Origin of the sequence: Aidingimonas halophila (assembly GCF_900106955.1) — a bacterium.
GTDB lineage: Bacteria > Pseudomonadota > Gammaproteobacteria > Pseudomonadales > Halomonadaceae > Aidingimonas > Aidingimonas halophila.
Genome location: NZ_FNNI01000005.1, coordinates 189492 through 215995 on the forward strand (window position 1 = coordinate 189492; position 26504 = coordinate 215995).

Below are 26504 nucleotides of genomic sequence, written 5' to 3' on the forward strand. Positions count from 1 at the left end.
GCAAGCGGGATCAGGTCAGGCGGCCGGTTGGAACTCAACCGGCCGCTTTGTCGTCAGTCCCGGGAGAGCGGCTCTCTAAGTGGGAAACGGCGGAGTTGAGGTGCTTGACCGGAAGTGATGAGTATGTCCCACCCTTGGTCGGGTCGCCAGTCGCCAAGTACGTAACGTTTTGCCGGCTTTCCATCGACGGTCAGGTCATGAACGTCCGGTCGATGCGTATGTCCGTGGATCAACGTGGTTACTGCATGTTTTGCCATTATCGTTTCGACTTCCACCGGTGTGACATCCATGATGTCTTCGGCTTTGTTGGAGATGGCATCACCGGATTCGGTTCTCAGGGTCTTGGCCAGCTCCAGGCGTTGTTCTATGGGTAACGACAGAATATAGGCTTGCCACTCAGGGTCTCGCGCCTGGGCACGAAATGCCATATAGGCGTCATCCCGCGTACATAGACTATCACCATGCATCATAAGGTAACGTTGGCCTCCGATTTCCGATACGGTGGCCTCGTCCAGCAACGTCGCCCCACACTGATCGGCGAAACGCTGACCAAGAAGAAAGTCGCGATTGCCGTGCATCAGATAGACAGCGGTTCCCTGTCGACTTAGTGCCGACAGGCTGGCAACCACACGTTCAGCGAGTGGATGCATGCCCGGTGTATCGAGAATGTCATCGCCGATCCAGGCATCGAAGAAATCACCGAGAATGTAAAGTGTCTCGGCATGTTGTGCGCGATGCTCGATGTAGTTGAAAAAACCGTCGGCAATTTCTGGAGCGCCGGGATGGAGGTGCAGGTCGGCTATCAACAGCGTCGTCATGAGTTGTTCCAGATCGCAGGTGAAAAGTCGATGCTGAGAGGATATCAGTCCTGGCGATAGGCACGCCGAATGAGCACGTCTTCGGCGGGAACATCGGCATGCATACCCCGACGGGTCGTTGGCACGGCACGTATCTTGTCGACCACGTCCATGCCGGAAACCACGTTGGCAAACACGCAATACCCCCAACCCTGGATCGACTTGTCACGATGATCCAGGAAGTCATTATCGGCGACATTGATGAAGAACTGCGCCGATGCGGAGTGGGGATCTTGAGTGCGGGCCATGGCCAGCGAACCACGATGGTTGGATAGTCCGTTATCAGCCTCATTGTCGATGGGGGCGCGGGTCGGCTTTTGCTCGAAGCGAGTATCGAAACCGCCGCCCTGAATCATGAATCCATCAATGACACGGTGAAACAATGTGTCGTCATAATGCCCGTCGGCGACGTAGCGTTCAAAATTGGCGGCGGTTTGTGGTGCCTTGTCGTGATGCAATTCGACGATGATGTCGCCGAAACTGGTTTCTAGAACGATCATGACGTGATTCTCGATTACGTGATGTGTTGGCATCATACCCGTCGTGGCATGGTAGCCAGCAACAAATGAACGGGTGTGCCTTGGCGTTGCGCGGTAGCGTCACGCTATAATAGCCGTTTTGCACCGATACGCGAAGTCGACTTCTGTCCTTCCGGTACCTAGCAAGAGGTTTGCAGATTACTCATGAGCCATGACAGCACCACTGCCCCGAATTTCATTCGTACACAGATTCGAGAAGAGGTCGAAGCGGGCAAGGTCGAAAAAGTCGTTACTCGCTTTCCACCGGAGCCGAATGGTTTTCTGCATATCGGCCATGCAAAATCGATCTGTCTGAATTTCGGTCTGGCCGAACAGTTCGGTGGTGACTGCCATCTGCGCTTTGACGATACCAACCCCGCCAAGGAGGAGCAGGCCTATATCGATGCGATCAAGGACGATGTGCAGTGGCTGGGTTTTCAATGGGCGGGTGATGTGCGTTATGCGTCGGACTATTTCGATCAACTATACGCCTGGGCACAGCATCTGGTGCGGGAAGGCAAGGCCTATGTCGACGACCTCTCTCCCGATGAAATCCGGGAGTACCGTGGCACCCTGACTGAGCCTGGTCAGCCGAGTCCCTATCGAGATCGTTCGGTGGAGGAAAATCTGGATCTTCTCGAACGCATGCGGGTCGGAGAGTTTGCCGAAGGCGAAAAGGTTCTGCGTGCCAAGATCGATATGTCATCACCCAATATCAATCTTCGTGATCCTATTCTGTATCGGATTCGCCATGCCAGCCACCATCAGAGTGGTGACAAGTGGAAAATCTACCCATCGTACGATTTTACGCATGGTCAGTCGGATGCGATCGAAGGGGTCACTCACTCCATTTGCACTCTGGAGTTCGAAGATCACCGCCCACTGTACGAATGGTTCCTCGAGAATCTGCCAGTGCCCAGTGTCCCCAGGCAAATCGAGTTTGCGCGCCTGAACATGAATTACACGCTGACATCCAAACGCAAACTCAAGTTGCTCGTGGACAATGGTTTCGTCGATGGCTGGGATGATCCCCGTATGCCGACATTATCCGGCATGCGTCGGCGTGGTTATACACCGGCGTCGATCCGCAAGTTCTGCGAGATGATCGGCGTGACTCGTGCCGATGGTGGCCTGGTGGATATCGCGATGCTGTATCACGCCATCCGTTCCGACCTCGAGGATAACGCGCCGCGGGCCATGTGTGTACTGAGGCCGCTGAAGGTGATCCTCACCAATGTACCTGAAGATTTTGAAGAGGTGTACGACGTCAAGGGGCATCCGGCGCGTGACGACATGCCTTCACGCCGTATTCCCCTCAATCGGGAGATATGGATCGACCGTGATGATTTCATGGAGGAGCCTCCCAAGAAGTTCTTCCGGTTGGCGCCCGGCAAGGAAGTGCGTCTGCGCAACAGTTACGTGATCCGTTGTGACGACGTCATCAAGAACGACACAGGGGAGATCGAGGCACTTCATTGTTCAGTGGATTTCGACACCTTGGGTAAGAATCCGGAAGGGCGCAAGGTGAAGGGAGTGATCCATTGGGTCAGTGCCACACATGGCGTCCCGGTGGAGCTGCGGTTATACGATAACCTGTTCCAGGTGGAGATGCCCGATAAGGACAGGGATGCTGATTTTCTCGAGCACTTGAACCCCGAGTCATTGGTCACCCTGAAAGGTATCGCTGAGCCTGGTCTCAAGGAGACGGTGCCTGAATCACGCTTCCAGTTCGAACGTGTCGGCTACTTCTGTGCGGATCGCTATGCCTGTCGCGATGGAGCGCTGGTCTTCAATCGTATCGTTGGGCTAAAGGATACCTGGGCGAAAATGCAAAAGAAGAGCTGAGCATGCAGATCTACAATACCCTGACTCGTCGTAAGGAAGCGTTCGTACCGTTGGAAGCCGGAAAGATCCGCATGTATGTGTGCGGCATGACCGTCTATGACTATTGTCACCTGGGCCATGCACGCGTCATGGTGGCATTCGATGTCATTACCCGTTATTTGCGCCAGGCGGGATATGATGTCACTTATGTGCGCAATATCACCGATATCGATGACAAGATCCTTCGCCGTGCGGAAGAGAATGGTGAGCCGATCGATCGTTTGACGCACCGCATGATAGAAGCGATGCATGAGGATGAAACGCGCTTGAACGTGCTTCGTCCCGATGAGGAGCCTCGTGCCACCGCTCATATCGATGCCATCGTGGCGATGATCAGTACGCTGATCGACAAGGGGTATGCCTACTCTGCCGACAATGGCGACGTCTATTACCGCGTGCGTCGTTTCGAGGCCTATGGCAAGCTCAATAACCGCGATCTCGATGATATGCGGGCCGGCGCGCGCGTCGACGTCGACGAACACAAAGAGGACCCCCTCGATTTCGTATTGTGGAAAGCGGCAAAGTCCGGCGAGGTCAGCTGGCCCTCTCCTTGGGGAATGGGGCGCCCCGGTTGGCACATCGAATGTTCGGCCATGTCGACATGCTGCCTCGGTGAAACCTTCGATATTCATGGTGGCGGGCCTGATCTCACCTTTCCTCACCATGAAAACGAAATCGCTCAGAGTGAGGCCGCTACCGGCAAGCGTTACGTCAATACCTGGATGCACGCCGGTGCTGTCAGGGTGGATGATGAGAAAATGTCCAAGTCATTGGGCAACTTCTTCACCATTCGGGAAATCCTCGAGGTTCATGATCCGGAAGTCGTGCGTTATCTGCTGGTCGCCAGCCACTATCGTAGCCCGATCAACTATTCCGTTGAGGCACTCGATGAATCGCGCAAGTCACTGGAACGTTTCTACAACGCTCTCGATGGCGTGACGCCGGAGGCCGGGCGTGTCGACGATCGTTTTGCTCAGCGCTTTTCGTCCGCCATGGCGGATGATTTCAATACGCCTGAAGCGTTGGCGGCACTGTTCGACCTGGCTCGAGAACTCAACCGGGCCAAGTCGGAGGACGAGGGGAGAGCACCTGCCCTGGCGGCCGAACTCCTCAGGTTGGGCGAGGTACTGGGGCTGTTCTATCAACGCCCTGCTGATTTCCTGCGCGGTGTAAACAGTGCATTACCTCTCAGCGAAGCCGACATCGAGGCACGTATTGCCGAACGGCAAGAGGCCAAGAACGCGAAGGATTTCGCGACGGCCGATCGCATTCGTGATGAATTGGCGGCTATGGGCATCATCCTCAAGGATTCGCGAGAGGGGACAACCTGGGTTCTTGATCGACAACCCCAGCGTTAACGATGTGAGTCACGGAGACACCGAGCGTTGATTGTCTCCTGGCCGATGATCCCTGACAGCGGGGAAGAGCTTCCTTATACTGGAAACACATTGGTTTGCTGATAAGGGAGCGTCCCCATGGACAGGACGTTGAAGGGTATCGTCGCGCTGGTAGTGGGTGGCGGCATGCTGGTGGGCCATGCTCATGCTGACAATCCTGTTGTCGTCTCGTCGAAAATCGATACCGAAGGCTCGGTATTGGGCGAATTGATCATCCAGACACTGGAAGAGGGCGGCCTCGAGGTCGAGGACCGTTTGCAGCTGGGTGGGACCAGCATCGTACGTGAAGCCATCATTGCGGGTGAAATCGATATCTATCCTGAATATACCGGGAATGGTGCGTTTTTCTTCGACCGAGAAGACAGCGAGGTCTGGCAGGATGCAGAGGCCGCCTACGAGGAAGTCAAGCAGCTCGATGAGGCGGAAAACGATCTCGTCTGGCTGACTCCGGCCGATGCCAATAATACCTGGGCCATGAGTGTTCGCGGCGACCTTGCGCGCGAGCATGATCTCCAAACGCTCGAAGATCTGGCGGACTATCTCCAGAACGGTGGTGAATTCAAGTTCGCTGCCAGTTCCGAGTTCGTCGAGTCGCCTTCCGCTTTACCCGCCTTTGAAGAGGCGTATGGGTTCGAGCTTTCCTCCGATCAGTTGGTCGTTCTGTCCGGCGGCAATACGGCTGCTACCCTGCGTGCTGCAGCACGACAAACCGATGGGGTGAATGCCGCCATGGCGTATGGGACAGATGGCGGTCTCGGTGCCCTCGATTTGGTCGTGCTGGAAGACTCCCTTGGCGTACAGCCTGTCTATCAACCAGCGCCATTGGTGCGTCGTGACGTCCTCGAGGCGCATCCGGAAATCGAATCGCTCTTGACGCCGGTGTTCGAGGCGCTGGATCTCGAAACCCTGCAGCGACTCAATGGCGAAGTGGCTGTGCAAGGTGTCGATGCTGCCAGTGTGGCCGAGGACTTTCTGGCCTCCATGGAAGAGTGATCGTGCATTTGATCACTTCATTGCCTGAGTGGATGCTCTGCCGTGCTCCGGCCGCCGCATAACCGAGTGCTCGTCGTTTTATCGATGGCTGCATTGCTGACGTTGGCCCTGCTCAGTGTGGTCAGCGTCCAGCCGAATCGTATTGCACCCGGCGAAGACTATTCACTGGTCGCCATTGTCGGCTTCGAATGGCTGATTCCGGTTCTCTTGCCTCTGGTCGGTGTGGTTTGCCTGTCGTGGTGGTCTCCTCCGCGCTGGGGAGACTATGCGATGCTGACGATCACGCTTGTCTACCTGGTATCATGGCCCTGGGCGTTGAGTCTGTTCTGCCAAATGGTGGTCGACTCTTCTCAACAGGCGGCACGAGCCAGTATCGGTCCCGGTCTGTGGGCGTGGCTATTCTTCTCCCTGCTGATCCTGCTCGAATTACAGGCCAGGTTGCATGTCCCTCGATTCGGACGCTGGTCACTGTGGCTGTCACTGATCGCATTGATATCGCTTCCCTTCTGGCTGGGTGCCTTGAGCGACCTGGCACTGGTGCGTGAATATCAGGGGAATACCGAACAATTCATGGACGCGATGCACTATCACGTTGCCCTCGTCAGTGCTGTGGTCGCTGTCAGCCTGATGTTGGCCGTATTGCTGGCGCTATTGATGCGCAGTCATGAACGCTTGCAGCGGGGTGTCTTTGCGGTACTCAGCGTCATCCAGACGATACCGAGCCTGGCGTTATTCGGTTTGTTGCTCGCACCTCTGGCCTGGTTGTCGTCGCGATTTTCGATACTGGCCGATCTGGGCGTTCAGGGTATCGGTTGGGCACCGGCTTTATTGGCGTTGGTCGGGTATAGTCTTCTGCCCATGACACGTAACACTTATGTCGCTCTCGAGAGTATCGATCCTCAGGTGATCGATGCCGCCCGCGGCATGGGGATGAGCCGTTGGCAAGTGTTCTTTCAGGTGAGGTTGCCACTGGCGTTGCCCGTCATCATCGAAGGCGTCCGCATAACCAGTGTCCAGGCGATCGGATTGGCGGCCGTGGCAGCGTTGATCGGTGCCGGTGGTTTCGGAACCTTCGTCTTCCAGGGACTGGGGCAGGCTGCCATGGATATGGTGCTGCTGGGGGCGCTGCCAATCATCATCATGGCCGTGCTCGTGGATACGGCGCTGAGTGCACTGGCCGCGTGGTGCCGACGAGGAGATGTCAATGCGTGACGATCATGCATCCATGATCGCCCTTGATGGCGTGACGAAACGCTTCGGTCAGGAAGTTGCGGTTGACGATATCCACTTGTCTGTAGGTCATGGCGAGCTGTGCGTGCTCGTGGGAACGTCGGGGTGCGGTAAATCGACCACGTTACGCATGATCAATCGCCTGATCGAACACAGTGCCGGTGAAATCCGTATCGAAGGTCAGCAGATTCGTTCGTTCAACCCTGACCAGTTGCGCCGCCGTATCGGTTATGCGATCCAGAATACCGGTCTGTTTCCGCACTGGTCGGTGGCTCGCAATATTGGTCTGGTACCGCGATTGCTCAAGTGGCCATCCACACGCATCGAAGCGCGAGTGGAAGAGTTGATGTCCATGCTGGATCTCGATTTCGAGGCATTCGCCGGAAAGTATCCCGCACAGCTTTCCGGTGGTCAGGCGCAGCGGGTGGGAGTCGCTCGCGCGTTGGCGGCTGACCCGGACGTGCTCTTGATGGACGAACCTTTTGGTGCGCTTGATCCCATCACCCGGGAAACGCTTCAGGAAGAACTGCTCGCTTTGCAGGGGCGGCTCAAGAAGACCATTGTTTTCGTCACCCATGATATGGATGAGGCGCTCAAGCTGGCGGATCGCATTGTCGTCATGCAAGCCGGTCGTATCGTACAGCAGGGGACGCCGATGGATTTGCTCGGTCGGCCAGCCGACGCCTACGTGGAATCGTTACTGGGAGGCCGGGATCGTGGCTTGAAGCACGCTTCCCTGATGACAGTATCGGCTCGGATGCGTCATGACAGTGCGGTAGGGGCATCCGATGTCGAAGGGGTCCGTAATACGGATTCATTGCGCGATGCGTTATCGGTCATGCTATGGCGCAAAACGGCTCAGCTGCCGGTGCTGGATGGCGGGGGGGGGGCGTATCGGTACACTGCATTGGCAGGACGTGATCCGGGAGTCGCACGAATGAGGCAGGTGCGTCGCGCCAATTGGCGGTTACTGTTATGGAGTCTCCTGCTGTTGGTGGTCGTCGTGGCGTTGCCGCATCTCGACACGCTAATGCGTTTGTGGTTACCGGCTATGGGGGATGTCATCTATCGGCGTGACTCATTCCTTGCGCTATTGGGCAATCACATTGCCATTGTCGCCATTGCCGGCGTGATCGCGACAGCAATCGGGGTCGGTGCCGGTATTGCCGTCACCCGTGATTGGGGACGGGATTTTCTGCCATTGGTCAGCCAACTGGCCTCCATCGGCCAGACCTTTCCTCCTGTCGCCGTGCTGGCGCTGTCGGTACCTGCCCTGGGGTTCGGGACTGTGCCGACCATCATCGCCCTGGTGCTCTATGGCTTGCTACCTATCGTTCGCAATACGCTGGCGGGTTTGCAGGGTATCGATGCGGATGTGATGGAAGCTGCCAAAGGGATGGGCCTGTCGTCGATGCAGCGGTTGTGGCAGGTCGAGCTGCCATTGGCCAGCACGATTCTTCTGGCCGGTATCCGGACGTCCGTCACCATCAATATCGCGACGGCGGCGATTGGTTCGACCATCGGCGCCAAGACATTGGGAGACCCCTTGATAGCAGGTATCGTCAATGGCAACGGTGCCTATATCGTCCAGGGAGCGATCGTGATAGCCCTGTTGGCGCTTTGTGTCGATAGCATTTTCGAACGCGTCGGTTGCGGTCTGGCAGCATACGACCAAGGTTGACGCCTCCCTGCTTGTCAGGAGTGTGTGCTTTCATTCATTTTACGTTAACGTTAAATAGAGTATCGTCCTCGGCACATCCTGACCGGGACGATCGTGGCCCTCCGTTCCCCACAAGGGAGCGGTGTACCTCCGCCGATACCCGAGGATGAGGTCATGAGTTCCACCGCTAAATCGAACGTTGTCAACGTTCTCGAATTCCTCGATGGCGACGAATATCGCTTGCCCACCTTTGCGTTACTCGATCAGGAAGGCGTGCTGTACCCCGGCATAGACGCGCCGTCCCTGGAGCGTGACAAGGCGCTGCACATCTATCGGGCGATGGTGTTCACCCGGGTGCTGGATGAACGCATGATGGCAGCCCAGCGTCAGGGCCGTTTGAGCTTCTATCTGCAATGCACGGGAGAGGAGGCGGCTGTCATCGGTGCTACCGCGGCACTGGACGATAGTGACATGATCATGGCGCAGTATCGTGAGCAGGGGGCACTGGCTTATCGAGGGTTCAGTATCGATGAGTTCATGAACCAACTGTTCGGCAATGACCTCGACTATGGTCGGGGGCGCCAGATGCCTATTCATTATGGGTCGGCCGAGCTGCATTACATGACGATTTCCTCCCCATTGGCTACCCAGATTCCTCAGGCGACCGGTTATGCGTACGGGCAGAAGCTGGCGGGTGAAGGGCATTGCACCATCACCTTCTTCGGCGAAGGCGCGGCCTCGGAAGGGGACTTTCATGCGGCCTTGAACATGGCGACGGTGCATCGCGTACCGGTGATCTTTTTCTGTCGTAACAATGGCTACGCGATCTCCACGCCGGCTATTGAACAGTACGCGGCCGATGGGGTAGCGCCACGAGCATTCGGCTATCGGATGCATGTGGTGCGTGTCGATGGCAACGATGTACTTGCCGTTCATGAGGCGACACGCGAGGCGCGTCGTCTGGCTGTGGAACATCATCATCCTGTCCTGATCGAAGCGATGACCTATCGGTTGGCAGCACACTCATCCTCCGATGACCCGTCAGGTTATCGCTCGCGCAAGGAGGAGGAAGCCTGGCGTGTCAAGGACCCCATCCGTCGCATGAAACGGTGGTTGATCGACCGATCATGGTGGAGTGAGGACGAGGAGAACGAATTGCTCGAACGCTATCGACGCGATGTGCTCGAAAGCATGAAACGAGCCGAAAAACGACCGCCCCCACCACTCGAGAGCCTGGTCAGCGATGTCTACGATGAAGTGCCCCTGCGGCTCCAGGAGCAGTTCGATGCACTGGAAGCTCATATTCGTCGCTATCCGGAGCAGTATCCGCGTGGCGCCCGATCTCTCGGGATCGATAATACCGATGAGCCGCAGGGAAGGACGTAACGATGCCTACCATGAATATGTTGCAGGCCATCAATAATGCGCTCGATATGGCCATGGCATCAGATGAGCGTGTGATCTGCTTCGGAGAGGATGTCGGCACCTTCGGCGGAGTGTTCCGGGCCACCAGTCATCTCCAGGAGCGTTACGGCAAGGCGCGTTGTTTCAACACGCCCCTAGTCGAGCAGGGTATCGTCGGTTTCGCCAACGGGCTGGCTGCTCAGGGGGCCGTTCCCATTGCCGAGATCCAGTTTGCCGATTACATCTTTCCGGCATTCGATCAACTCGTTAATGAAACCGCCAAGTTCCGCTACCGTTCGGGCAATCTCTTCAATGTGGCGGGACTGACGATTCGTGCCCCATATGGCGGTGGCATTTCCGGGGGACTTTACCACTCCCAGTCCCCGGAGGCGTATTTCACGCATACTCCAGGCCTGAAGATCGTTGTACCGCGTAATCCATACCAGGCTAAAGGGTTGCTCCTGGCCTCGATCCGTGATGCCAATCCTGTGTTGTTTTTCGAGCCGAAACGGCTGTATCGAGCCGCAACCGGTGAGGTGCCCGATGCGGATTACCAGTTGCCCTTGGGTAACGCTGAAATCCTCAAGGAGGGTAACGATGTCACCGTGCTTGGCTGGGGAGCACAGATGACGATGATCGAGGCCGCGGTGGAGATGGTAGAAAACGAGGGAGTCTCCTGTGAAGTGATCGATCTGCGAACACTATTGCCATGGGACGTGGACACCGTAGCCGAGTCGGTTTTCAAGACCGGGCGCTTGGTCATCACGCATGAAGCGCCTTTGACCGGTGGATTTGCCGGTGAAATTGCCGCGACGATACAAGAGCGCTGTTTCCTTTATCTCGAATCACCGATCGCCCGCGTCGCCGGTCTGGATACGCCGTTTCCGCTCACACTGGAAAAGGAGTACATGCCGGATCAGTGGAAACTGCATGACGCGATCAAGGCCAGCATCGAATTCTGATCCGGACGGAGGTCCATGATGAGCGATTTCATTCTACCCGATATCGGTGAGGGCATCGTGGAGTGTGAGCTGGTCAAATGGCTGGTTGCCGAGGGCGACAGAGTCGAAGAAGACCAGCCGGTGGTGGAGGTCATGACGGACAAGGCACTGGTGGAAATTCCCGCGCCTGCGACGGGACGTATTGCCCGTTTGTATTATCGGGAAGGGGACGTGGCCAAGGTCGATTCGCCATTGTTTGCCTGGGAGGAAAGCGACGCGTCTGGCGTCGAACCGACGTCGGAGAACGATGCTGACGAACCGGTATCGGCGGCCAGGGAATCGAGGGCTGATACCATACCGGCGAACGAGTCGATCTCATCATCACCGCATCGTCAACGCACGCCTGCCAGTCCGGCAGTACGACGTCTGGTACGCGAGCATGGATTGAATCTCGACACGATTGCGGGATCCGGTAAGGATGGGCGAGTGCTCAAGGAGGATGTGCTGGCCTGTCTCGAAACGGATGAGCAGGTGACGGCGCAGGTCGAGCCCATGACGGGGATTCGGTCGGTCATGGCCAGACACATGGAGGCAGCGGCAAGGACCATTCCCCATTTCGTCTATGGCGATGAAGTCGATGTTACCGAGCTGCTGACAGTGTATGAGCGGCTAAAATCCGGTGCCGAGCGAGCCGGGATACGCTTGACCTTGATGGCGCTGTTCATGAAATCGTTGGCACTGGCCATACGGGAACACCCGTTGATCAATGCTCGGCTCAATGAGGATGCCAGTGAAATTCATTATCAGCCTGCCTGCCATATCGGCATGGCCGTGGACAGTGAAAACGGACTGGTCGTACCCAATGTCAAGCATGCCGAACGTTTGACATTGCTGGAAATCGCGGCGGAAATCGCCCGGCTCACGGAAGACGCTCGTCAAGGACGACTCGCCAGAGCGGATTTACAGGGAGGGACGATAAGTATGTCCAATATCGGCGTGCTGGGAGGGACCTATGCGGCGCCGATCATCAACGCGCCTGAAGTGGCTATTGTCGCATTGGGCCGGATTCAATGGTTGCCACGCTTTGACGTGCAGAACAACGTCGTGTCACGGGCGATCATGACGGTAAGCTGGGCCGGCGATCACCGAGTGCTTGATGGGGGAACCATGGCGCGTTTCTGCAATGACTGGAAAAGCTACCTGGAATCGCCGGAGACAATGCTGCTGCACATGGGGTGAGGCGTATATATGACCACGCCGGCCTTGCAACAGTTCTACATTCCCGAAGAGCAGTCGATCTATCTGCTCAGCCATCAGGATGCCAAGAAACTCAAGGATTGGATCGGGCTTTGTCAGCAGCAGCTCGAGCAGCTCGGTTATCGGGATATCGAGCTCGTCGGCAAGGGAGCGTATGCGTTTGTCTTCGCCGGGCGAGTGGGGGATGGTAGCGAGCACGTTTTCAAATTCACCCGTATCACCTTGCCCCGTCATGTTCAGGATCGACTGGAGGAAGAAGCCTTCATGCTCGGTCATGTTGCTCACTCCCATGTTCCCCGGCTGATCGCATTCCAACGAGTGCGGCAACAGTCGATGCTGGTCATGGAGCGGGCTCCCGGGACCAATCTCGAAGACGTCTCACTGCGACATGGGCGCTTGTCACCGAGGCTGATCATTCGTATTGCCGCGCAGCTGGCAGATATCCTTCGCTACCTGCGGCGTGATATCGGTCCGGCAGGCCAGCCCGTCGTGCATGGTGATATCAAACCATCGAATCTGGTGTTTGATCCTGATCGGGAATCCGTGGCGTTGATCGATTGGGGGTCGTCGGTATTCGCTCAGCTCGATGCCGACTTGCAGTTCGTATCCACTCATGCCATGGAGTTGATGCCCGACAATCTGCAGCAGAGCAATGCGCGCTTGGGTGATGTGTATTTCATCGGTGAAGAGCAACTGGATGGAGCGCTGTCATCGCCTCGCTTCGATGAACAGGGGGCGGCAGCAACGCTCTACGCGCTGGCATCAGGGCAGTCCTGCCGTTTTGGTTGCCGGGTGATGCCTGCGGTTTCGCTGGGTCTACCGAGAGAATTCGCCCGCGTGCTGGATGCCATGCTGTCGACGGATGGCTCGGTTCGCCGGCAGGCCGGCGACTATTTTCTCGATGCCATGCCGCGCATGGCACGTACGGTCATGCTCGATCTCCCGCGACCACCTGAAACGCCGCTGGTGCCGATCTGGGGGCGCTCACTGGATCGGGATATCGATACCGTGGTTTATAGCTCCCGCAAGGCGTTCCTGCGTGAGGAGAGTTCGATAACGTCATTGAATGATGTCAATGACGTTCAGCTCGATCGTTATTACAAGAACTTCATGCAGGGCATGGGGGATACGGAGAAAGCCTTTCTCGCCGCCGTCAGCCGTCTTGGCCGTTATCCAGTGGTCGGGGGGTTGGCAATCCGCTGGGAAGCGGAAGGCGTGTATTTCGATACCTCACTGAACCTGCATGATCGATCGCTCAAGCCGGCCTTTATCGTGGCAGTCAACAATCTGGTAACGTTGGCCAGGGCGATCCATCGGCGCGGTATCTTCAAGAGTTGTCTCTTCAACGCCAGAAACACCTTGCATATCGACCGCGACTCGTCTGAGGCGCCTTTTATTCTGCCCGAGGGAATGACACTGTCTTATGAAGTCAGTGATGTCCCTGAACTGGAAGACAGGTCTCGCGAGCACTCATACTTCGAGGATGGGCCCGATCCTGAAGAGTTCCTGGTGCTGCCGGAACGTATCATGACATGCCTGGAAGCACTGAACCGTATTCACCATACCGGCATGATCATCTTCGAAGCGTTGCCAAGGCATCTCAAGATTCACAGCTATTATCGTTTGCTCGATCCCTCGAGAGAAGCCGAGTTTCGTAGCTGCCTCGACGATATTCTGAAAGCGGTGGATCGCATCGAAGGGTTGGGGGTATCGGGGTATATGAAAATGCCCTACAAGGACACCAAATTCTTTCCTCACATCGAATGCCAGCCCGAGCGCTTCTACCCACGCAATCCGCGCGCTGTGTGATAGTGGTCTTGCCTCATGCCCGGGGCATAAGATCATGGATATACGGTGATGCTGTGCGGATGATCCGCGACTTCGCAAGCCCTGCATGGGAGACAGATATTGAGTTTACCGCGTCTGGAAAATGCCGGTATCGATGCGTGGGTCGTGCGGCTGTTCGATACTATCGATGAGGCGAATATGCCGTGGCTGACGTCGTTTTGTCGGCAATGCGAAAGTGTATTCGACGATGCTCTGGTCGACCTCGTTCCCTCCTATACCACGGTACTGGTCCATTACGATGTCATGAAGCTTGATGCCGGTGACGCCCGGCAGCGGCTTGTTCGTATCCTTGAAGGGCTTGCACCGGATGATGTGAGTGCCGATGCCCCATTGAAGGAGCTCCCTGTCTGGTATGACGAATCGGTGGGGCCGGAACTCGCGCGGTTGCAGGCCGCCAGTGGCCTCGATCTCGATGGTGTCATCGATATGCATCGCGGTCGTGACTATCGCGTATTTGCGTTGGGATTCGCGCCCGGTTATGCCTTCATGGGGCGGCTCGACGATCCCCTGGTCGTCCCGAGGCTGGCAACGCCTCGCAAGCGGGTGCCTGCCGGGAGTGTCGCTGTGGCGGAACGCCAGACGGCGGCTTATCCGAGTCTGTCGCCCGGGGGATGGAATCTGATCGGACGGACGCCTGTGAGACTGTTCGACCGCCAGACAGAAGGGTTCAGTCTGCTTCAGGTCGGTGATCGGGTACGCTTCGTGGCCATCGATCGCGACACGTTCGTGGAGATGGGGGGCGATGTAACGCCTGTCGAGGAACGTTCTAGCCAGTCGGCCACAGAGGATCAGGGAGATCGCGAATGAGCGGCTTGCGAGTCGAACGTGCGGGACCATTGACAACGCTGCAGGATGCCGGCCGTTTCGGTGTCCGACGGTTGGGTGCCACGCAAGGGGGTCCAGCGGATTTGCATGGCTGGGCCTGGAGCAACTATCTGCTTGGCAATCCCTGGAATACTCCGGCGTTGGAAATCGTGCTTGGCAACCTTTCGCTTGTTGTCGAACGCGATGCCACGCTGGCGCTGATGGGAGCGGACTTACAGGCATGCCTGGATGGGCGTCCAGTGAAACCGGGAGAGACCTTCGCTGTTCGAGAGGGGCAATACCTGACCTTCCAAGTGCCGGTCAACGGGATTCGCGCTTATCTGGCTGTGGTAGGCGGCTTTGTCGCTGATCCGGTACTGGGCAGTGTGGCTTGCGTCATTCGTGACGGCCTGGGAGGGCACGATGGACAGGGGCATGCACTGGCAAGCGGTGACAGAGTGGCATTCGCGGCAGACGATGCATTGTCGGCCGACCGGCGCTTGCCATCGCCGGCAGAGGTCCCGACAATCAACTATCAGGAGGAGAGCTCATTGTCGATGGTGCCCGGTGCCCAGGTGGCCGAGTTCACGGGGCGTAGTCTATTCACCGCGTTTCACGCCGACTGGCATATCGACGACCGGGCCGATCGCATGGGCGTACGCCTGGCCGGTCCATCGCTACGAAGCCGTGTGACCTCGATGATATCCGAAGGTATCGCGCTTGGCGCAGTGCAAGTGCCGTCGGACGGGCAGCCCATCGTGTTGCTCAACGATCGGCAGACGATTGGAGGGTATCCGCGGATGGGAACATTGACCCCATTGGCTTGTTCGCGCCTGGCCCAGTGCCAGCCAGGTCAGGTGGTTCGCTTGCAGCCCGTGGCATTGGGTCAGGCACAGCGCGAACATCATGATTTTTTGAGCCGCTTTCTTGCCTGAGGCGGGGAGCGGTTACACCAATTCTCGTCGCTTCAATACATCGGTAATGACCGGTACTGGCGTCAGCAAGTGGTCGCGCATCATACGGCTGGCACGCTCGGCATCCCGGCTCAAGGCGACATCGACCAGCGCATTGTGCTGGCGCCGTTTCTCTTCTAGCGCCTGATCCGAGAATACGGTTTCCTGAAGCCAAAGATGGCGGTAACGTTCCGCCTGATCGAAGAGTCCGGCTCGCGCCCGAAGCAAGTGATTCGAACCGCAACCGGCGACGAGAGCGGCGTGAAAGGCTTTATGGCGGTTGTCCCAGATATCCAGAACATCATCGGGGCTGTGGACTTCCATGACCTTGTTCAACGTATGTGAAGTCGCCAGGATGTCCGCTTCCCAGCTATCGTCACCGCGTTCGATGGACAGGCGCAGCATCATCGCCTCGAGTTCGGCGCGTGCATCATAGATGTCTTCCAGTTCCGCCAGCGAGACGGGGGCGACGCGATAACCGCGCTGGCTGATGGCCACGACCAATCGTTCTGCGACCAATTGCGAGAGCGCTTCTCTCAACGGCCCGACACCCAGGTCGTAACGTGATTTGAGCCGACTCATCAGCAATTTCTCGTCGGGAGCGAAGACACCACGAATGATATCGCGCTTGAGATGCTGATAAGCGCTGATGCCAAGGTTCTGTCGAGGGGGATTATCCATTGATGCAGCATTTCCTTGCGACGAAGGACATTGTTCTCGAATGTCGATATTCTACAATCATGGGATTATATCGAGCATAGCCATCAAGTGGCGAGCGGGAAGCCTTGACGCTGTATAGCACAGGGCAGGACATCGATTCTGAGGTGCTTGTGTACGATTTCATCATCATCGGCGGCGGTATTCTTGGCCTGTCGACCGCCAAACAACTCGCTGAGGAATATCCGGGCCACCGGATCGTCGTGATCGACAAGGAAGAGACGTTGGCGAGCCATCAAAGCGGTCACAACAGCGGTGTCATTCATGCCGGTGTCTATTACACGCCAGGGAGTCTCAAGGCTCGCTTCTGCCGTGAAGGTAATCGCCAGACCAAGGCGTTCTGTGAGCAGCATGACATTCCCTACGAAGAATGCGGCAAACTCCTGGTCGCGACCAATGATATTGAAATGGAGCGTATGAAAGCGTTATGGGAACGCACGGCCGCCAATGGTCTCGAGCGCCAGTGGCTGAGCGGCGATGAACTCCATGAGCGCGAGCCGGCCATCACCGGCCGCGGGGCGATCTTCGTGCCGTCCAGTGGCATCGTCGATTATCGTCGTGTCGCCCAGGCCATGGCCGAAGAATTCGAGTCACTGGGTGGCGAGATTCGGCTTTCGACACGCGTCACCGGGCTGGAAGAGCGAATCGGTGAAGTCGTGGTCAAAACCAACCGCGGCGAGTTTGTCGGACGATACATGATCGCTTGCGCTGGGTTGATGGCCGATCGTGTCGTCAAGCTTCTGGGCAAGGATCCGAAATTCACTATCTGTCCTTTTCGGGGCGAGTACTACCGACTGTCTCGTCAGCACGATTCGATCGTTCGCCATCTGATATATCCGATTCCGGACCCCAGCATGCCGTTTCTGGGGGTTCACCTGACACGTATGATCGATGGAACGGTCACCGTCGGGCCCAATGCCGTCATGGCGTTGAAGCGTGAAGGTTATCGCAAGCGTGATGTGTCATTACCGGATACGGTTGGCTTGCTGGCCGACCGCGGGATTCGCAAGGTGCTGTCGGCATACTGGCGCCCGGGACTGACGGAGCTGAAGAACTCCTGGTTCAAGAAAGGCTATCTCAACGACGTGCGTCGATACTGCCCCAGCCTGTCATTGGACGACCTGGAGCCTTACCCGGCGGGGGTTCGTGCACAAGCCGTGTCACGCCAGGGCAAACTCATTGATGACTTTCTCTTCGTCAACACCCGACGCACGGTCAATGTGTGCAATGCCCCGTCGCCGGCGGCCACATCGGCGATTCCCATCGGTCGTTATATCGTCGACAAGGTCAAGTCTCAGGTGGAAGAAGGGTAAACGATGGCAGGGCGTCGTCAATGGAGCGTTCGCCAGGCATCATAAGTGCTGAGGAACACCCGACCGGTCAAGTGATCAAGCAGATCGCTGGATTTGAGCTTGTCCATTACCGGCCCCTTGACCTCGGCCAGATGCAGGGTGACCCGAGAGTCGTCGAGACGATTGTTGATGGCCTCCAGACTCTCCAGGGCCGAGGCATCGATAAGATTGACTGCCGAGCAAATCAGCACTACATGCTCGATATCCGGATGTTTGGCAACCAGGTCATAGACGGTATCTTCCAGATAACGCGCATTGGCAAAATAGAGACTTTCATCGATTCGTAGCAGGGCCAAGTGCCTGGCGCTTTCCACCTCGTGGCGATCGATGTTGCGAAAATGTTCCGTGCCGGGTAATCGACCTACCAGAGCGCTGTGCGGCCGGCTGGTTCTGTAAAGGAACAAGGCGATGGACAAGGTGACACCGGCCATGATGCCCAATTCCACGCCTTCCAGAAGCGTCAGAACGATAGTGGCGCCCATGGCGGAAGAGTCACTGCGCGAATAGCGCCAGGTACGACGAATGGTAGCGATATCGATCAGAGGGATCGAAGAGGCGATGATGATTGCGGCCAGGGTGGCTATTGGCAGATATTTGATGAGCGGTGTCAGAAAAAGCGTTACCAATGCAACGCCGAGTCCTGCCAGCGCTCCCGCGGCCGGTGTACGTGCTCCGGCATCGAAATTCACCATCGTGCGCGACAAACTGCCGATGACCGGCATGCCCGAAGAGAGCGCGGAGGCAATGTTGGCGGTGCCCAGACCGATGAGCTCCTGATTGGGAGAAATGCTCTCACGGCGCTTCGCAGCAAGCATCTGGGCCAGGGCCACCGACTCGATGAACCCGACGACGCTGATCATCAGGGCCGGCACCAATAATGACTGCCATACCTCTCCATCCGTCGAGGGAATGCCGAGTGGCGGGAGACGGCTGGGAATATCACCCACGACATCCAGGCCTTGCGCGGCAAAATCACACACCCAGCAGAGCCAGGTCGATATGCCTACCACCAGGATCGGCCCCATCTTGACCGAGAATTGCGCCCAGATGGCTGATAGCCCGATACGTTCAAGCAGTGGGCGTGAGCGGCGAATCGCCAATAACAGGATCAAGGAGACCACGCCGATGGCGAGGGTCAACGGGTGGAGTTGATCGAGATGGTGCCAGATATTGGCCAACTGTGTGGTCAGCGTGAAGCCTGAACCGGGGAGTCCGGCAATATTGGCAAGCTGACTGGCGGCGATCAGGACTCCTGAGGCACTCAAGAGGCCTGAAATGACGGGGTGACTCAGGAAGTTGGCAAAAAAACCCAGACGCAATGCGCCCATCAGCGTCAGCAGAATGCCGACCATCAAGGTCAAGGTGATAGCCGCTTCGATATAGGCGTCACTGCCTTGTGGTGCCACCTTGGATAACGCGGCGGCGGTCATCAGGGAAATCAACGCCATCGGGCCGATGGCCAGGGTGCGGCTGGTGCCGAACAGCGTATAGACCACGAGAGGCAGAATGCTCGCATACAGGCCGACGACAGCAGGCAGACCGGCCAGGAGGGCATAAGCCAGGGCCTGGGGGATCACCATCAAGGTAACGACAAAGGCAGCAAGTGTATCGTCGACCATCGCATGTCGGTTGTAGTGAGGAAGCCACTGCAGTATCGGCAAATAGCGCTTCAGCATGATGGGCCCTTGAGCGTGAGTATCGTCAGGGTGCAAGGCTACCTGAATGCGCGTTTGATTTTGAGGGACACGGTGTAATGGGGGAATCACGTAACGATTTACTGACGTGAATGTTGGTAGTTATGCCTTTTATAAACACATAAGGCCAGCCAAGCTATGAGTGCCTGCACAATACACCGTATCAATGATCACAGGAGTTTGCTCATGGGCCCTTGGGATGTGTCGCCGACGTCCGCCTTCGAGGCTGTCAGTGATGACTCGATCGCTTCGAGTACCGCCTATTGGATGCCATTCACGGCCAATCGCGATTTTCGTGCTCATCCACGAATGGTGGCCGAGGCAGATGGACGCTATCTCATCGATCGGCAAGGGCGTAGATTGTTCGATTCTCTGTCAGGTCTCTGGACGTGCGGTGCAGGTCACAACCGGCAGGAAATTCAGCAGGCGGTTGCCAAACAGCTGGGTCGGCTCGACTTTGCCCCGGGGTTTCAGGTAGGCCATCCCCTGGCTTTCGAATTGGCCGAGAAAGTGGCGAGTCTGATGCCGGCCGGCTTGGATCATGTCTTTTTTACCAACTCGGGTTCCGAGGCGGCGGATACATCGATCAAAATGGCCAAGGCTTATTGGCGGCTGAAGGGCAAGCCGGAAAAGACCCGGTTGATTGGTCGTGCCAAAGGCTACCACGGGGTGAATGTCGGCGGTACCAGTCTGGGCGGCATTGGTCCCAATCGCAAGCAGTACGGCCAGTTGATGGATGTGACGCATCTGCCGCATACCTTGCAGACCGACCAGACCTTCACAAGAGGGCAGGCGACAAGTGGCGCGGAACTGGCCGACGCACTGCTCGACCAGATCGCCTTGCATGATGCGTCCAACATTGCCGCGGTCATCGTCGAACCGATGTCGGGTTCCGCCGGCGTCATCGTCCCGCCGATCGGCTATCTGCAACGTTTACGGGAGATCTGTGATCAACACGACATCCTGCTGATCTTCGATGAAGTGATCACCGGATTCGGACGTTGCGGAGCCAATACGGGTGCTGATGCATTCGGTGTCACGCCCGATATCATGAACGTCGCCAAACAGTTGACCAATGGTGCCGTGCCGATGGGTGCCGTCATTGCATCCAATGCGATCTTCGATGCCTTCATGGCGGTCGATAGTCCCCAGCATGCCATCGAATTTTCCCACGGCTACACTTACAGTGCGCATCCTGTGGCCTGTGCTGCTGCGCTGGCGGCTTTGGATCTGTTCGAACGTGAGGATTTTCCCGCTCAGGTGCGTGCGTTGTCACCCGTTTTCGAGGATGGGTTGCATGCGCTCAAAGGCGGGGCGCATATCGTGGATATACGCAATTATGGCTTGGCCGGCGCGCTACAGCTGGCACCCCGCGATGGTGATCCGACCGTCAGGCCGCGTGATGCCGCCGTGACTCTCTGGGAGGCTGGTTTCTACGTCCGCTATGGTGGTGACACGCTGCAGTTCGGCCCGCCGTTCTCTACTACAGCGGTCGAACTGGAACGGCTTTTCGATGCCGTGGCCTCGACCCTGAACCGGCTCGATTGAGCTGATCAGCCATTCTATTAAACGAGACATTTGTCAGGAGCACTCGATGGAATTCATTTCACATTTCATTGGCGGAGAACATATCGCCGGTGACCGTCGCCTGGAGGTGACCAATCCATCCACGGGGCAGGTGGTTCGTGAAGTGGCGGATGCCGATGCCACTACTGTAGAGAAGGCCATTGCCGCGGCCAAGGCGGCCTATCCGGCATGGCGCGACACGCCTCCCGCCAAGCGCGCGCAGGTGATGTATCGTTTCAAGCAATTGTTGGAACAACATGCCGACCGCTTGGTACAGCTGATCAGCGAGGAGCACGGTAAAACGGTCGAGGATGCCTTGGGCGAACTCAAGCGCGGCATCGAAAATGTCGAGTATGCCTGTGGGGTGCCCGAACTGTTGAAAGGGGAGTATTCCCATAATGTCGGCCCGGCTATCGATGCATGGTCCAATTTCCAGCCATTGGGCGTCGTGGCCGGCATTACGCCATTCAATTTTCCGGCCATGGTGCCGCTGTGGATGTATCCGATGGCGATTGCCTGCGGCAATACCTTCATTCTCAAGCCGTCGGAAAAGGACCCGACGTCATCGTTGGCCATTGCTGAACTGCTGGAAGAAGCGGGCGCGCCCAGTGGGGTGATCAATGTGGTCCATGGGGGTCGTGAGGCGGTGGAAACGTTGCTTGATGCGCCCGATGTCAAGGCATTGTCTTTTGTCGGCTCCACGCCGATCGCAGAGACGATTTATTCACGGGGTTGCACCAACGGCAAGCGTGTCCAGGCATTGGGTGGGGCCAAGAATCATGCAGTGGTATTGCCCGATGCCGATATCGATAACGCTGCCAACACGTTGATGGGGGCCGCATATGGCAGTTGTGGTGAACGCTGTATGGCGATTTCCGTCGCGGTATGTGTGGGGGATGAAACCGCGGATCGTCTGATTGAATCCCTCAAACCCAAGATAGCTGAATTGAAAATCGGCCCCGGCACCGACAAGGGGCTCGATATGGGACCGCTGGTTACCTCAGAGCACCGTGACAAGGTGTTGGGTTACATCGACGACGGCGTGGCTGCCGGCGCCGATTTGGTGTCTGATGGTCGCGGCCATAAGGTTCGTGGGTACGAGGATGGTTTCTTCGTGGGAGGTTGTCTCTTCGATCGGGTGACACCCGATATGCGCATTTACCGAGAAGAAATTTTTGGCCCGGTTCTCTGCGTGGTGCGGGTCAGCAGCCTGGATGCCGCGATAGACTTGATCAATGCGCACGAGTATGGCAATGGTACTTGCCTTTTCACTCGTGACGGAGAAGCGGCCCGCCGATTCGCCGACAGCATCGAAGTCGGCATGGTGGGTATCAATGTCCCGCTGCCAGTGCCTGTCGCCTATCACAGCTTCGGTGGCTGGAAACGCTCACTGTTCGGCGATTTGCATGCTTACGGGCCGGATGCCGTGCGTTTCTACACGCGTCGCAAGGCGGTGTCGCAACGCTGGCCTTCCCCCTACGAAACGACCCAAGCGGAATTCCATTTCCCCTCCGGGGGGCAGTAATCGCCTCCGGTCTTCTGCATGCTCATTCCATGTGTTAACGCTGGGGCGCCCTTTTGGCGCCCCTTTCTTGTCCTTATCCATGAACAGGCCTGTCTGAAAGGATAAGTCAACGTTGGTCGATACTGCCAAAGTCCTACGCAGATTTTTCAAGCATGACCGATAAAAAAGATAGATATTCCAATGCACATGCTTGGGAGTGGATATGCATAAACTCTGTGTGGTGGTGTCCGCTACGTTGTTGTTGGTAGCGGTCGGCTTAACGGTCATGCGCGGGGCAAATGAAGTCGTCTACCTGTCATTGGGGATGGCAGCGTTAGCAGGGGCAGGATTGACGGTCGGCAGCTTCTGGTCCATTTACGCTTCCGATTCGAAAGCCTTGGCGGCGGATAAGCGCCTGGGATGGATTTCACCACAAAGAGACTATCGATCCCTCAGGGGGATGGCGCATCGTTTGATGCAACGCGCAAGCAGTACGGCGATTGCGTCAGCCGAGGTTTCCTTTCATGCCGACAGGATGGATCAGCGTCTGGAGCGACAAGGCCGAGTCGTCAAAGAGGCAGTATCCAGCATGGAGGCGATTTCGGCATCGATTGAACAGGTTTCGCGCAGCGCCGAGGCGGTGGCAGATCTGGCGAGCCGCTCTCGTGACTCGAATCTCTCCAGCCGCGACGCCTTGGGTCGTGTGATCGAGGAAATGCGTGCGTTGGCGGAACGCTCAGACGAGTCGCTGGAATTGCTGGAGGCCCTGAATACCAAGAGCGATAGTGTTCGCCATGTGACCAGTTTGATTGAAGATATCGCAGAACAGACCAATCTGTTGTCGCTCAATGCGTCTATTGAGGCCGCTCGAGCCGGTGAGCATGGCCGTGGTTTCGCGGTGGTAGCGGGGGAAGTCCGCGAGTTGGCGCACCGGACCGCCAAGGCGACGTCTCAGGTCGAGTCATTGGTCAGTGAAATTGGCGATAGCAGCCACCGAGTGGTGGATACGATCGGGCATCTCATGCACCGGGTCGGGAACCGAGCCAAGGCCGTGGAGGATGTGGGGGCTCAACTCGAGATCGTGTCGCACGACTTCGAGAATGTCGAACAGCAAGTAACGGGCATCGCCGAGGCCATCAGCAATACGAACGAACATAGCCAACAGGTGGCCAGCACGCTATCGATCCTGGAGGACGAGGTCGATGAAGGGAATCGCGATATGCATGACCTTGCGTCTCAGGCGCATGCCCTGATGGAGGCAGCGGAAGGGGTGGATGGTGAATTGGCGCAACAACGGCTACCGGGCCGGCATCAGCAGGTTTATGCAGCAGCACGTGCTGCCGCGGATACTATCGGTCGACTGTTCGAAAAGGCATTGTCCGAGGGTTCGCTAAGCGAACAACAACTTTTCTCTGGGGATTACCATCCCATCGACAACACGCATCCCCAAAAGTATCGAACTGGCTATGATGACTTCACGGATCGCCATCTACCGAACATTCAGGAGCCGCTGCTGACATCGTTGGGCGCGACCTATGCCATCACTTGTGACCAACGTGGGTATGTACCGACCCATAACCAGCACGTCAGCCAGGAACCGACCGGTGATTACGAAACGGATCTGAAATACAGTCGTAGTAAACGACTCTTCGATGATCCTACGGGGAGTCGTTGTGGTGCCCATCAATCGCCTTTGTTGGTGCAGACATACAAGCGGGATACCGGCGAGGTCATGCATGATTTGTCGGTACCGGTCTTTGTCGCAGGTAGGCATTGGGGAGGATTTCGCATCGGCTATCACCCGGAAGCGATGTCATGACACGAGCGAGGACGTGAGAACAGCTTTGCATTTTCGGTCAATTGACCTCTTTTCGATACGTTTTCCTCAAGAAGACGCTTGTTTTGCCGTTAAGTATTATTAAATACTTATCGATAATCACCTTCCTCTCGGGAAGTCGGGCTTTCATGGAGCGTGCATGTCAAATGGCATTGGGGCGTCGGTGCAGGGGTTGCATCCTGGATTGTTGGGGCAGCGACTCGAGAGAGTATTGACAGCATCGGTCGTGGCCGAGGATCTCGAGGTAGCGAGCCGCTCGATCGTTGGATCCTTGCAGTCCTTGTTGAAGCATTCGGAATCCGAGAGCTCCAATGAAGCGACATGGTGGGCGCGTCTGAACAAGCAGGCAGAACGTTGGCGATCGCTCATTCTGGGGGAGAGTCCTCTGGTTGCTGACAGAGCCCTCGATTGCCAGGACTTCGTAGCCTTCGTTGCCTTATTGCGAGGGCTGGAACATCGTCGTGATCAGGTCGAGTCGGTTCAACGTCTGGAGCATATGCTGGCCCTGGGCGCCTTGCGTTTGAAACTGGAGCCTGAGCCGGGCCTGGTACAGGCCCGGCATTTGAACCTGCAACTAAATAACCCCGGTTTCGTCGTGTCTCGAGAGATCGCCGCGGCATGCCAGTTGCGCGAAAGCACGGTAAAAAATGCGCTATCTCGACGTGAATTGGCACTGACTGCAGGCAAGAGCGTTGCTCTGGAGCAGGCGCTGGACTGGATGATCCAACGTCGTGGTTTTCTCTATCCGATGATCAATGTCAGGTACCAGAGTCGCCGTATCAATGGCCGGATCGCCCACGAGGTGTTGCGAAAGGATCCTCGTGCCGAATGGATCAGGCATATCAGCCGGCTTCGCTTGAGCGAATGGAGGCTGCAGGATGACGCTTACCGTTTCGTACTGAATTCACAAGGCGTACATCAGTGCCAGATCATGCTGCCAGGGCTCGATGGCGATATCCTGTCATCATTGGGAATGACCGGTTTGATGGATCGTTCCAGTGATACCCAGGCGCGTTTGTACCGGGAGAGTCTTGCGCTGAAGGAGGGCGTCACGTTGTGGCAAGGCACAGTACCCACCATGAAGGTGCTTGATGCCTTGTTGGATTATCTGGTATCCGTGATGACGAAACGGGGAGCCTAGGTGGTCTTGTCCTGTGCTTTCCGTACGGTGTCCCGGGGGCGCCCTTGCCAAGCCGACCATGAATACAGGCCCAAGCCGATCCAGATGAGCACGAAGGTACCGAGCTGGGCGTTTGATAACGGTTCATGAAAAACCAGCAGGGCAATCATGAACTGGATGGTAGGGTTGAGGTACATCAAAAAGCCCAATGTGGCCAGTCGCAAGCGACGCGCGGCGCCGGCAAAGGCCATCAATGGAAGTGCTGTGATGATACCGCTGGCGATCAGCAACAGCGTCGTACGGGGGGCCTCGAGAAAGTGCGAGTCGGCCGACGAGGTCAGCCATCCGATGGCCAACAGCGCCAGAGGGAATATCAGCAGCGTTTCCACGAATAACCCCGACAATCCATCCAGTGGCACCTGTTTGCGCAGGAGCCCGTATGTCCCGAATGACAATGCCAGGGTCAGGGTTATCCAGGGAAGCTGATCCAGTCCAATCAACTGGATGGCAATCGCCAGTGTGGCAAGCCCTACGGCGACGCCCTGTAACCATGTCATACGCTCTCGCAATACCAGCATACCGAGCGCAACGTTGACCAGCGGTGTGAGAAAGTAGCCGAGGCTGGCCTGAAAGACCTGCCGACTCTCGACGGCATAGATGTAAATCCCCCAGTTCAAGCCGATGAGCAAGGCACAGGCCAGGACACGACCCAGCCGTTGCGGTTGTGAAAGGGCCGTAATGACCGGCCTCCAGCGTTGCAGCAAGGTGATCAGGCCAGCCAGAAAAACGCAGGACCACAGAACGCGGTGGATAAGGACTTCCCAGGAGGGAATCCCCTCGAAAAGGGCAAAGAAAAGAGGAAAACAGCCCCACATCAAATATGCGGTCAGCCCGTATCCGACCCCTTTGATTGCGTGGCGATCCGGAGTAGGGGGTGTCGAGGCAGCCATGGTATCCTCATGATCGAA

Annotated in this window: 20 protein-coding genes and 2 pseudogenes; 17 read left to right on the forward strand and 5 right to left on the reverse strand. The window is 56.9% G+C overall.

From position 1 onward, the window contains the following. Nucleotides 1–53: 53 nt before the first annotated feature. Complete coding sequence (locus BLW01_RS10955; protein ID WP_092569610.1) at nucleotides 54–818, reverse strand: UDP-2,3-diacylglucosamine diphosphatase; 765 nt, start codon at nucleotides 816–818, stop codon at nucleotides 54–56. Nucleotides 819–862: 44 nt separating this feature from the next. After that, nucleotides 863–1357: a peptidylprolyl isomerase gene (locus BLW01_RS10960; RefSeq protein ID WP_092569612.1), complete on the reverse strand. Its 495-nt coding sequence runs from the start codon at nucleotides 1355–1357 to the stop codon at nucleotides 863–865. Nucleotides 1358–1540: 183 nt separating this feature from the next. Here BLW01_RS10960 and BLW01_RS10965 point away from each other — a divergent pair, with 183 nt between their 5' ends. From BLW01_RS10965 to BLW01_RS11015, 12 genes and pseudogenes are all read left to right on the forward strand, one after another. Next, on the forward strand, nucleotides 1541–3220 hold the full coding sequence (locus BLW01_RS10965) for a glutamine--tRNA ligase/YqeY domain fusion protein (protein WP_092569614.1): 1680 nt from the start codon (nucleotides 1541–1543) through the stop codon (nucleotides 3218–3220). A 2-nt stretch (nucleotides 3221–3222) separates the two neighbouring features. After that, nucleotides 3223–4617, forward strand: coding sequence for a cysteine--tRNA ligase (gene cysS, locus BLW01_RS10970; RefSeq protein ID WP_092569616.1), 1395 nt, complete (start codon nucleotides 3223–3225; stop codon nucleotides 4615–4617). Between the two features lie 165 nt (nucleotides 4618–4782). Then, nucleotides 4783–5649 (forward strand): glycine betaine ABC transporter substrate-binding protein OsmF, encoded by an 867-nt coding sequence (osmF, locus tag BLW01_RS10975; RefSeq protein WP_229806423.1) that lies wholly within the window; start codon nucleotides 4783–4785, stop codon nucleotides 5647–5649. An 84-nt stretch (nucleotides 5650–5733) separates the two neighbouring features. Continuing rightward, nucleotides 5734–6861 carry an ABC transporter permease gene (locus tag BLW01_RS10980; RefSeq protein ID WP_092569620.1) on the forward strand — a complete coding sequence of 376 codons (1128 nt, stop codon included), beginning with the start codon at nucleotides 5734–5736 and terminating at the stop codon, nucleotides 6859–6861. Between the two features lie 13 nt (nucleotides 6862–6874). After that, nucleotides 6875–7756 (forward strand): annotated as a pseudogene (locus BLW01_RS10985) (ABC transporter ATP-binding protein); the annotation flags it as partial. A gap of 282 nt (nucleotides 7757–8038) precedes the next feature. After that, nucleotides 8039–8560: pseudogene (locus BLW01_RS18385) on the forward strand (ABC transporter permease); the annotation flags it as partial. A 153-nt stretch (nucleotides 8561–8713) separates the two neighbouring features. Then, entirely contained in the window at nucleotides 8714–9925 is a 1212-nt protein-coding gene (locus tag BLW01_RS10990) for a thiamine pyrophosphate-dependent dehydrogenase E1 component subunit alpha (protein ID WP_092569622.1), read from the forward strand. 2 nt (nucleotides 9926–9927) lie between these two features. Then, nucleotides 9928–10905, forward strand: coding sequence for an alpha-ketoacid dehydrogenase subunit beta (locus BLW01_RS10995; RefSeq protein ID WP_092569624.1), 978 nt, complete (start codon nucleotides 9928–9930; stop codon nucleotides 10903–10905). Between the two features lie 18 nt (nucleotides 10906–10923). Next, entirely contained in the window at nucleotides 10924–12123 is a 1200-nt protein-coding gene (locus BLW01_RS11000; protein ID WP_092569626.1) for a 2-oxo acid dehydrogenase subunit E2, read from the forward strand. 9 nt (nucleotides 12124–12132) lie between these two features. Further along, nucleotides 12133–13950 (forward strand): serine/threonine protein kinase, encoded by a 1818-nt coding sequence (locus BLW01_RS11005; protein ID WP_092569628.1) that lies wholly within the window; start codon nucleotides 12133–12135, stop codon nucleotides 13948–13950. A gap of 99 nt (nucleotides 13951–14049) precedes the next feature. Then, nucleotides 14050–14796 (forward strand): 5-oxoprolinase subunit B family protein, encoded by a 747-nt coding sequence (locus tag BLW01_RS11010; protein WP_092569630.1) that lies wholly within the window; start codon nucleotides 14050–14052, stop codon nucleotides 14794–14796. Next, nucleotides 14793–15728, forward strand: coding sequence for a 5-oxoprolinase subunit C family protein (locus BLW01_RS11015; protein WP_092569632.1), 936 nt, complete (start codon nucleotides 14793–14795; stop codon nucleotides 15726–15728). The genes BLW01_RS11010 and BLW01_RS11015 overlap by 4 nt, the downstream gene beginning before the upstream one ends. Nucleotides 15729–15740: 12 nt before the next feature. On the opposite strand, the gene csiR is transcribed toward BLW01_RS11015, so the two are convergent. After that, the gene (csiR, locus tag BLW01_RS11020) at nucleotides 15741–16427 is read right to left on the reverse strand and encodes a DNA-binding transcriptional regulator CsiR (protein ID WP_092569634.1); all 687 of its coding nucleotides are present in this window, start codon (nucleotides 16425–16427) and stop codon (nucleotides 15741–15743) included. Nucleotides 16428–16576: 149 nt separating this feature from the next. On the opposite strand from csiR, the gene lhgO reads away from it, so the two are divergent. Further along, complete coding sequence (gene lhgO, locus BLW01_RS11025) at nucleotides 16577–17776, forward strand: L-2-hydroxyglutarate oxidase (protein ID WP_092569636.1); 1200 nt, start codon at nucleotides 16577–16579, stop codon at nucleotides 17774–17776. Between the two features lie 17 nt (nucleotides 17777–17793). Here the strand turns inward: lhgO and BLW01_RS11030 are convergent, their stop codons facing one another. After that, nucleotides 17794–19491 carry a SulP family inorganic anion transporter gene (locus BLW01_RS11030; protein ID WP_092569638.1) on the reverse strand — a complete coding sequence of 566 codons (1698 nt, stop codon included), beginning with the start codon at nucleotides 19489–19491 and terminating at the stop codon, nucleotides 17794–17796. A gap of 285 nt (nucleotides 19492–19776) precedes the next feature. Between BLW01_RS11030 and aptA the strand changes: the two genes are divergently transcribed. The 4 genes from aptA to BLW01_RS11050 all read left to right on the forward strand — a co-directional run bounded on the left by aptA (nucleotide 19777) and on the right by BLW01_RS11050 (nucleotide 25557). Next, on the forward strand, nucleotides 19777–21057 hold the full coding sequence (aptA, locus tag BLW01_RS11035) for an omega-aminotransferase AptA (protein ID WP_229806424.1): 1281 nt from the start codon (nucleotides 19777–19779) through the stop codon (nucleotides 21055–21057). A 46-nt stretch (nucleotides 21058–21103) separates the two neighbouring features. Continuing rightward, nucleotides 21104–22600, forward strand: coding sequence for a CoA-acylating methylmalonate-semialdehyde dehydrogenase (locus BLW01_RS11040; RefSeq protein ID WP_092569642.1), 1497 nt, complete (start codon nucleotides 21104–21106; stop codon nucleotides 22598–22600). Nucleotides 22601–22802: 202 nt separating this feature from the next. Beyond that, on the forward strand, nucleotides 22803–24398 hold the full coding sequence (locus tag BLW01_RS11045; RefSeq protein ID WP_139243930.1) for a methyl-accepting chemotaxis protein: 1596 nt from the start codon (nucleotides 22803–22805) through the stop codon (nucleotides 24396–24398). Nucleotides 24399–24555: 157 nt separating this feature from the next. Beyond that, nucleotides 24556–25557, forward strand: coding sequence for a hypothetical protein (locus BLW01_RS11050; RefSeq protein ID WP_092569644.1), 1002 nt, complete (start codon nucleotides 24556–24558; stop codon nucleotides 25555–25557). Here BLW01_RS11050 and rarD read toward each other — a convergent pair. Then, a complete protein-coding gene (rarD, locus tag BLW01_RS11055; protein WP_092569982.1) occupies nucleotides 25554–26486 on the reverse strand; it encodes an EamA family transporter RarD in 933 nt (310 codons plus the stop codon). The two genes, BLW01_RS11050 and rarD, sit on opposite strands and share 4 nt — an antisense overlap. Nucleotides 26487–26504: the final 18 nt, after the last annotated feature.

Coding starts and splice junctions, on each gene's coding strand:
- BLW01_RS11000 (WP_092569626.1), top strand. CDS start 10,924: ATGAGCGATTTCATTCTACCCGATATCGGTGAGGGCATCGTGGAGTGT.
- BLW01_RS11005 (WP_092569628.1), top strand. CDS start 12,133: ATGACCACGCCGGCCTTGCAACAGTTCTACATTCCCGAAGAGCAGTCG.
- BLW01_RS11030 (WP_092569638.1), bottom strand. CDS start 19,491: ATGCTGAAGCGCTATTTGCCGATACTGCAGTGGCTTCCTCACTACAAC.
- csiR (WP_092569634.1), bottom strand. CDS start 16,427: ATGGATAATCCCCCTCGACAGAACCTTGGCATCAGCGCTTATCAGCAT.
- BLW01_RS11050 (WP_092569644.1), top strand. CDS start 24,556: ATGTCAAATGGCATTGGGGCGTCGGTGCAGGGGTTGCATCCTGGATTG.
- BLW01_RS11045 (WP_139243930.1), top strand. CDS start 22,803: ATGCATAAACTCTGTGTGGTGGTGTCCGCTACGTTGTTGTTGGTAGCG.
- osmF (WP_229806423.1), top strand. CDS start 4,783: ATGCTGGTGGGCCATGCTCATGCTGACAATCCTGTTGTCGTCTCGTCG.
- rarD (WP_092569982.1), bottom strand. CDS start 26,486: ATGGCTGCCTCGACACCCCCTACTCCGGATCGCCACGCAATCAAAGGG.
- cysS (WP_092569616.1), top strand. CDS start 3,223: ATGCAGATCTACAATACCCTGACTCGTCGTAAGGAAGCGTTCGTACCG.
- BLW01_RS10955 (WP_092569610.1), bottom strand. CDS start 818: ATGACGACGCTGTTGATAGCCGACCTGCACCTCCATCCCGGCGCTCCA.
- BLW01_RS10980 (WP_092569620.1), top strand. CDS start 5,734: ATGGCTGCATTGCTGACGTTGGCCCTGCTCAGTGTGGTCAGCGTCCAG.
- BLW01_RS10990 (WP_092569622.1), top strand. CDS start 8,714: ATGAGTTCCACCGCTAAATCGAACGTTGTCAACGTTCTCGAATTCCTC.
- BLW01_RS10995 (WP_092569624.1), top strand. CDS start 9,928: ATGCCTACCATGAATATGTTGCAGGCCATCAATAATGCGCTCGATATG.
- BLW01_RS10960 (WP_092569612.1), bottom strand. CDS start 1,357: ATGATCGTTCTAGAAACCAGTTTCGGCGACATCATCGTCGAATTGCAT.
- BLW01_RS10965 (WP_092569614.1), top strand. CDS start 1,541: ATGAGCCATGACAGCACCACTGCCCCGAATTTCATTCGTACACAGATT.
- BLW01_RS11040 (WP_092569642.1), top strand. CDS start 21,104: ATGGAATTCATTTCACATTTCATTGGCGGAGAACATATCGCCGGTGAC.
- BLW01_RS11015 (WP_092569632.1), top strand. CDS start 14,793: ATGAGCGGCTTGCGAGTCGAACGTGCGGGACCATTGACAACGCTGCAG.
- aptA (WP_229806424.1), top strand. CDS start 19,777: ATGCCATTCACGGCCAATCGCGATTTTCGTGCTCATCCACGAATGGTG.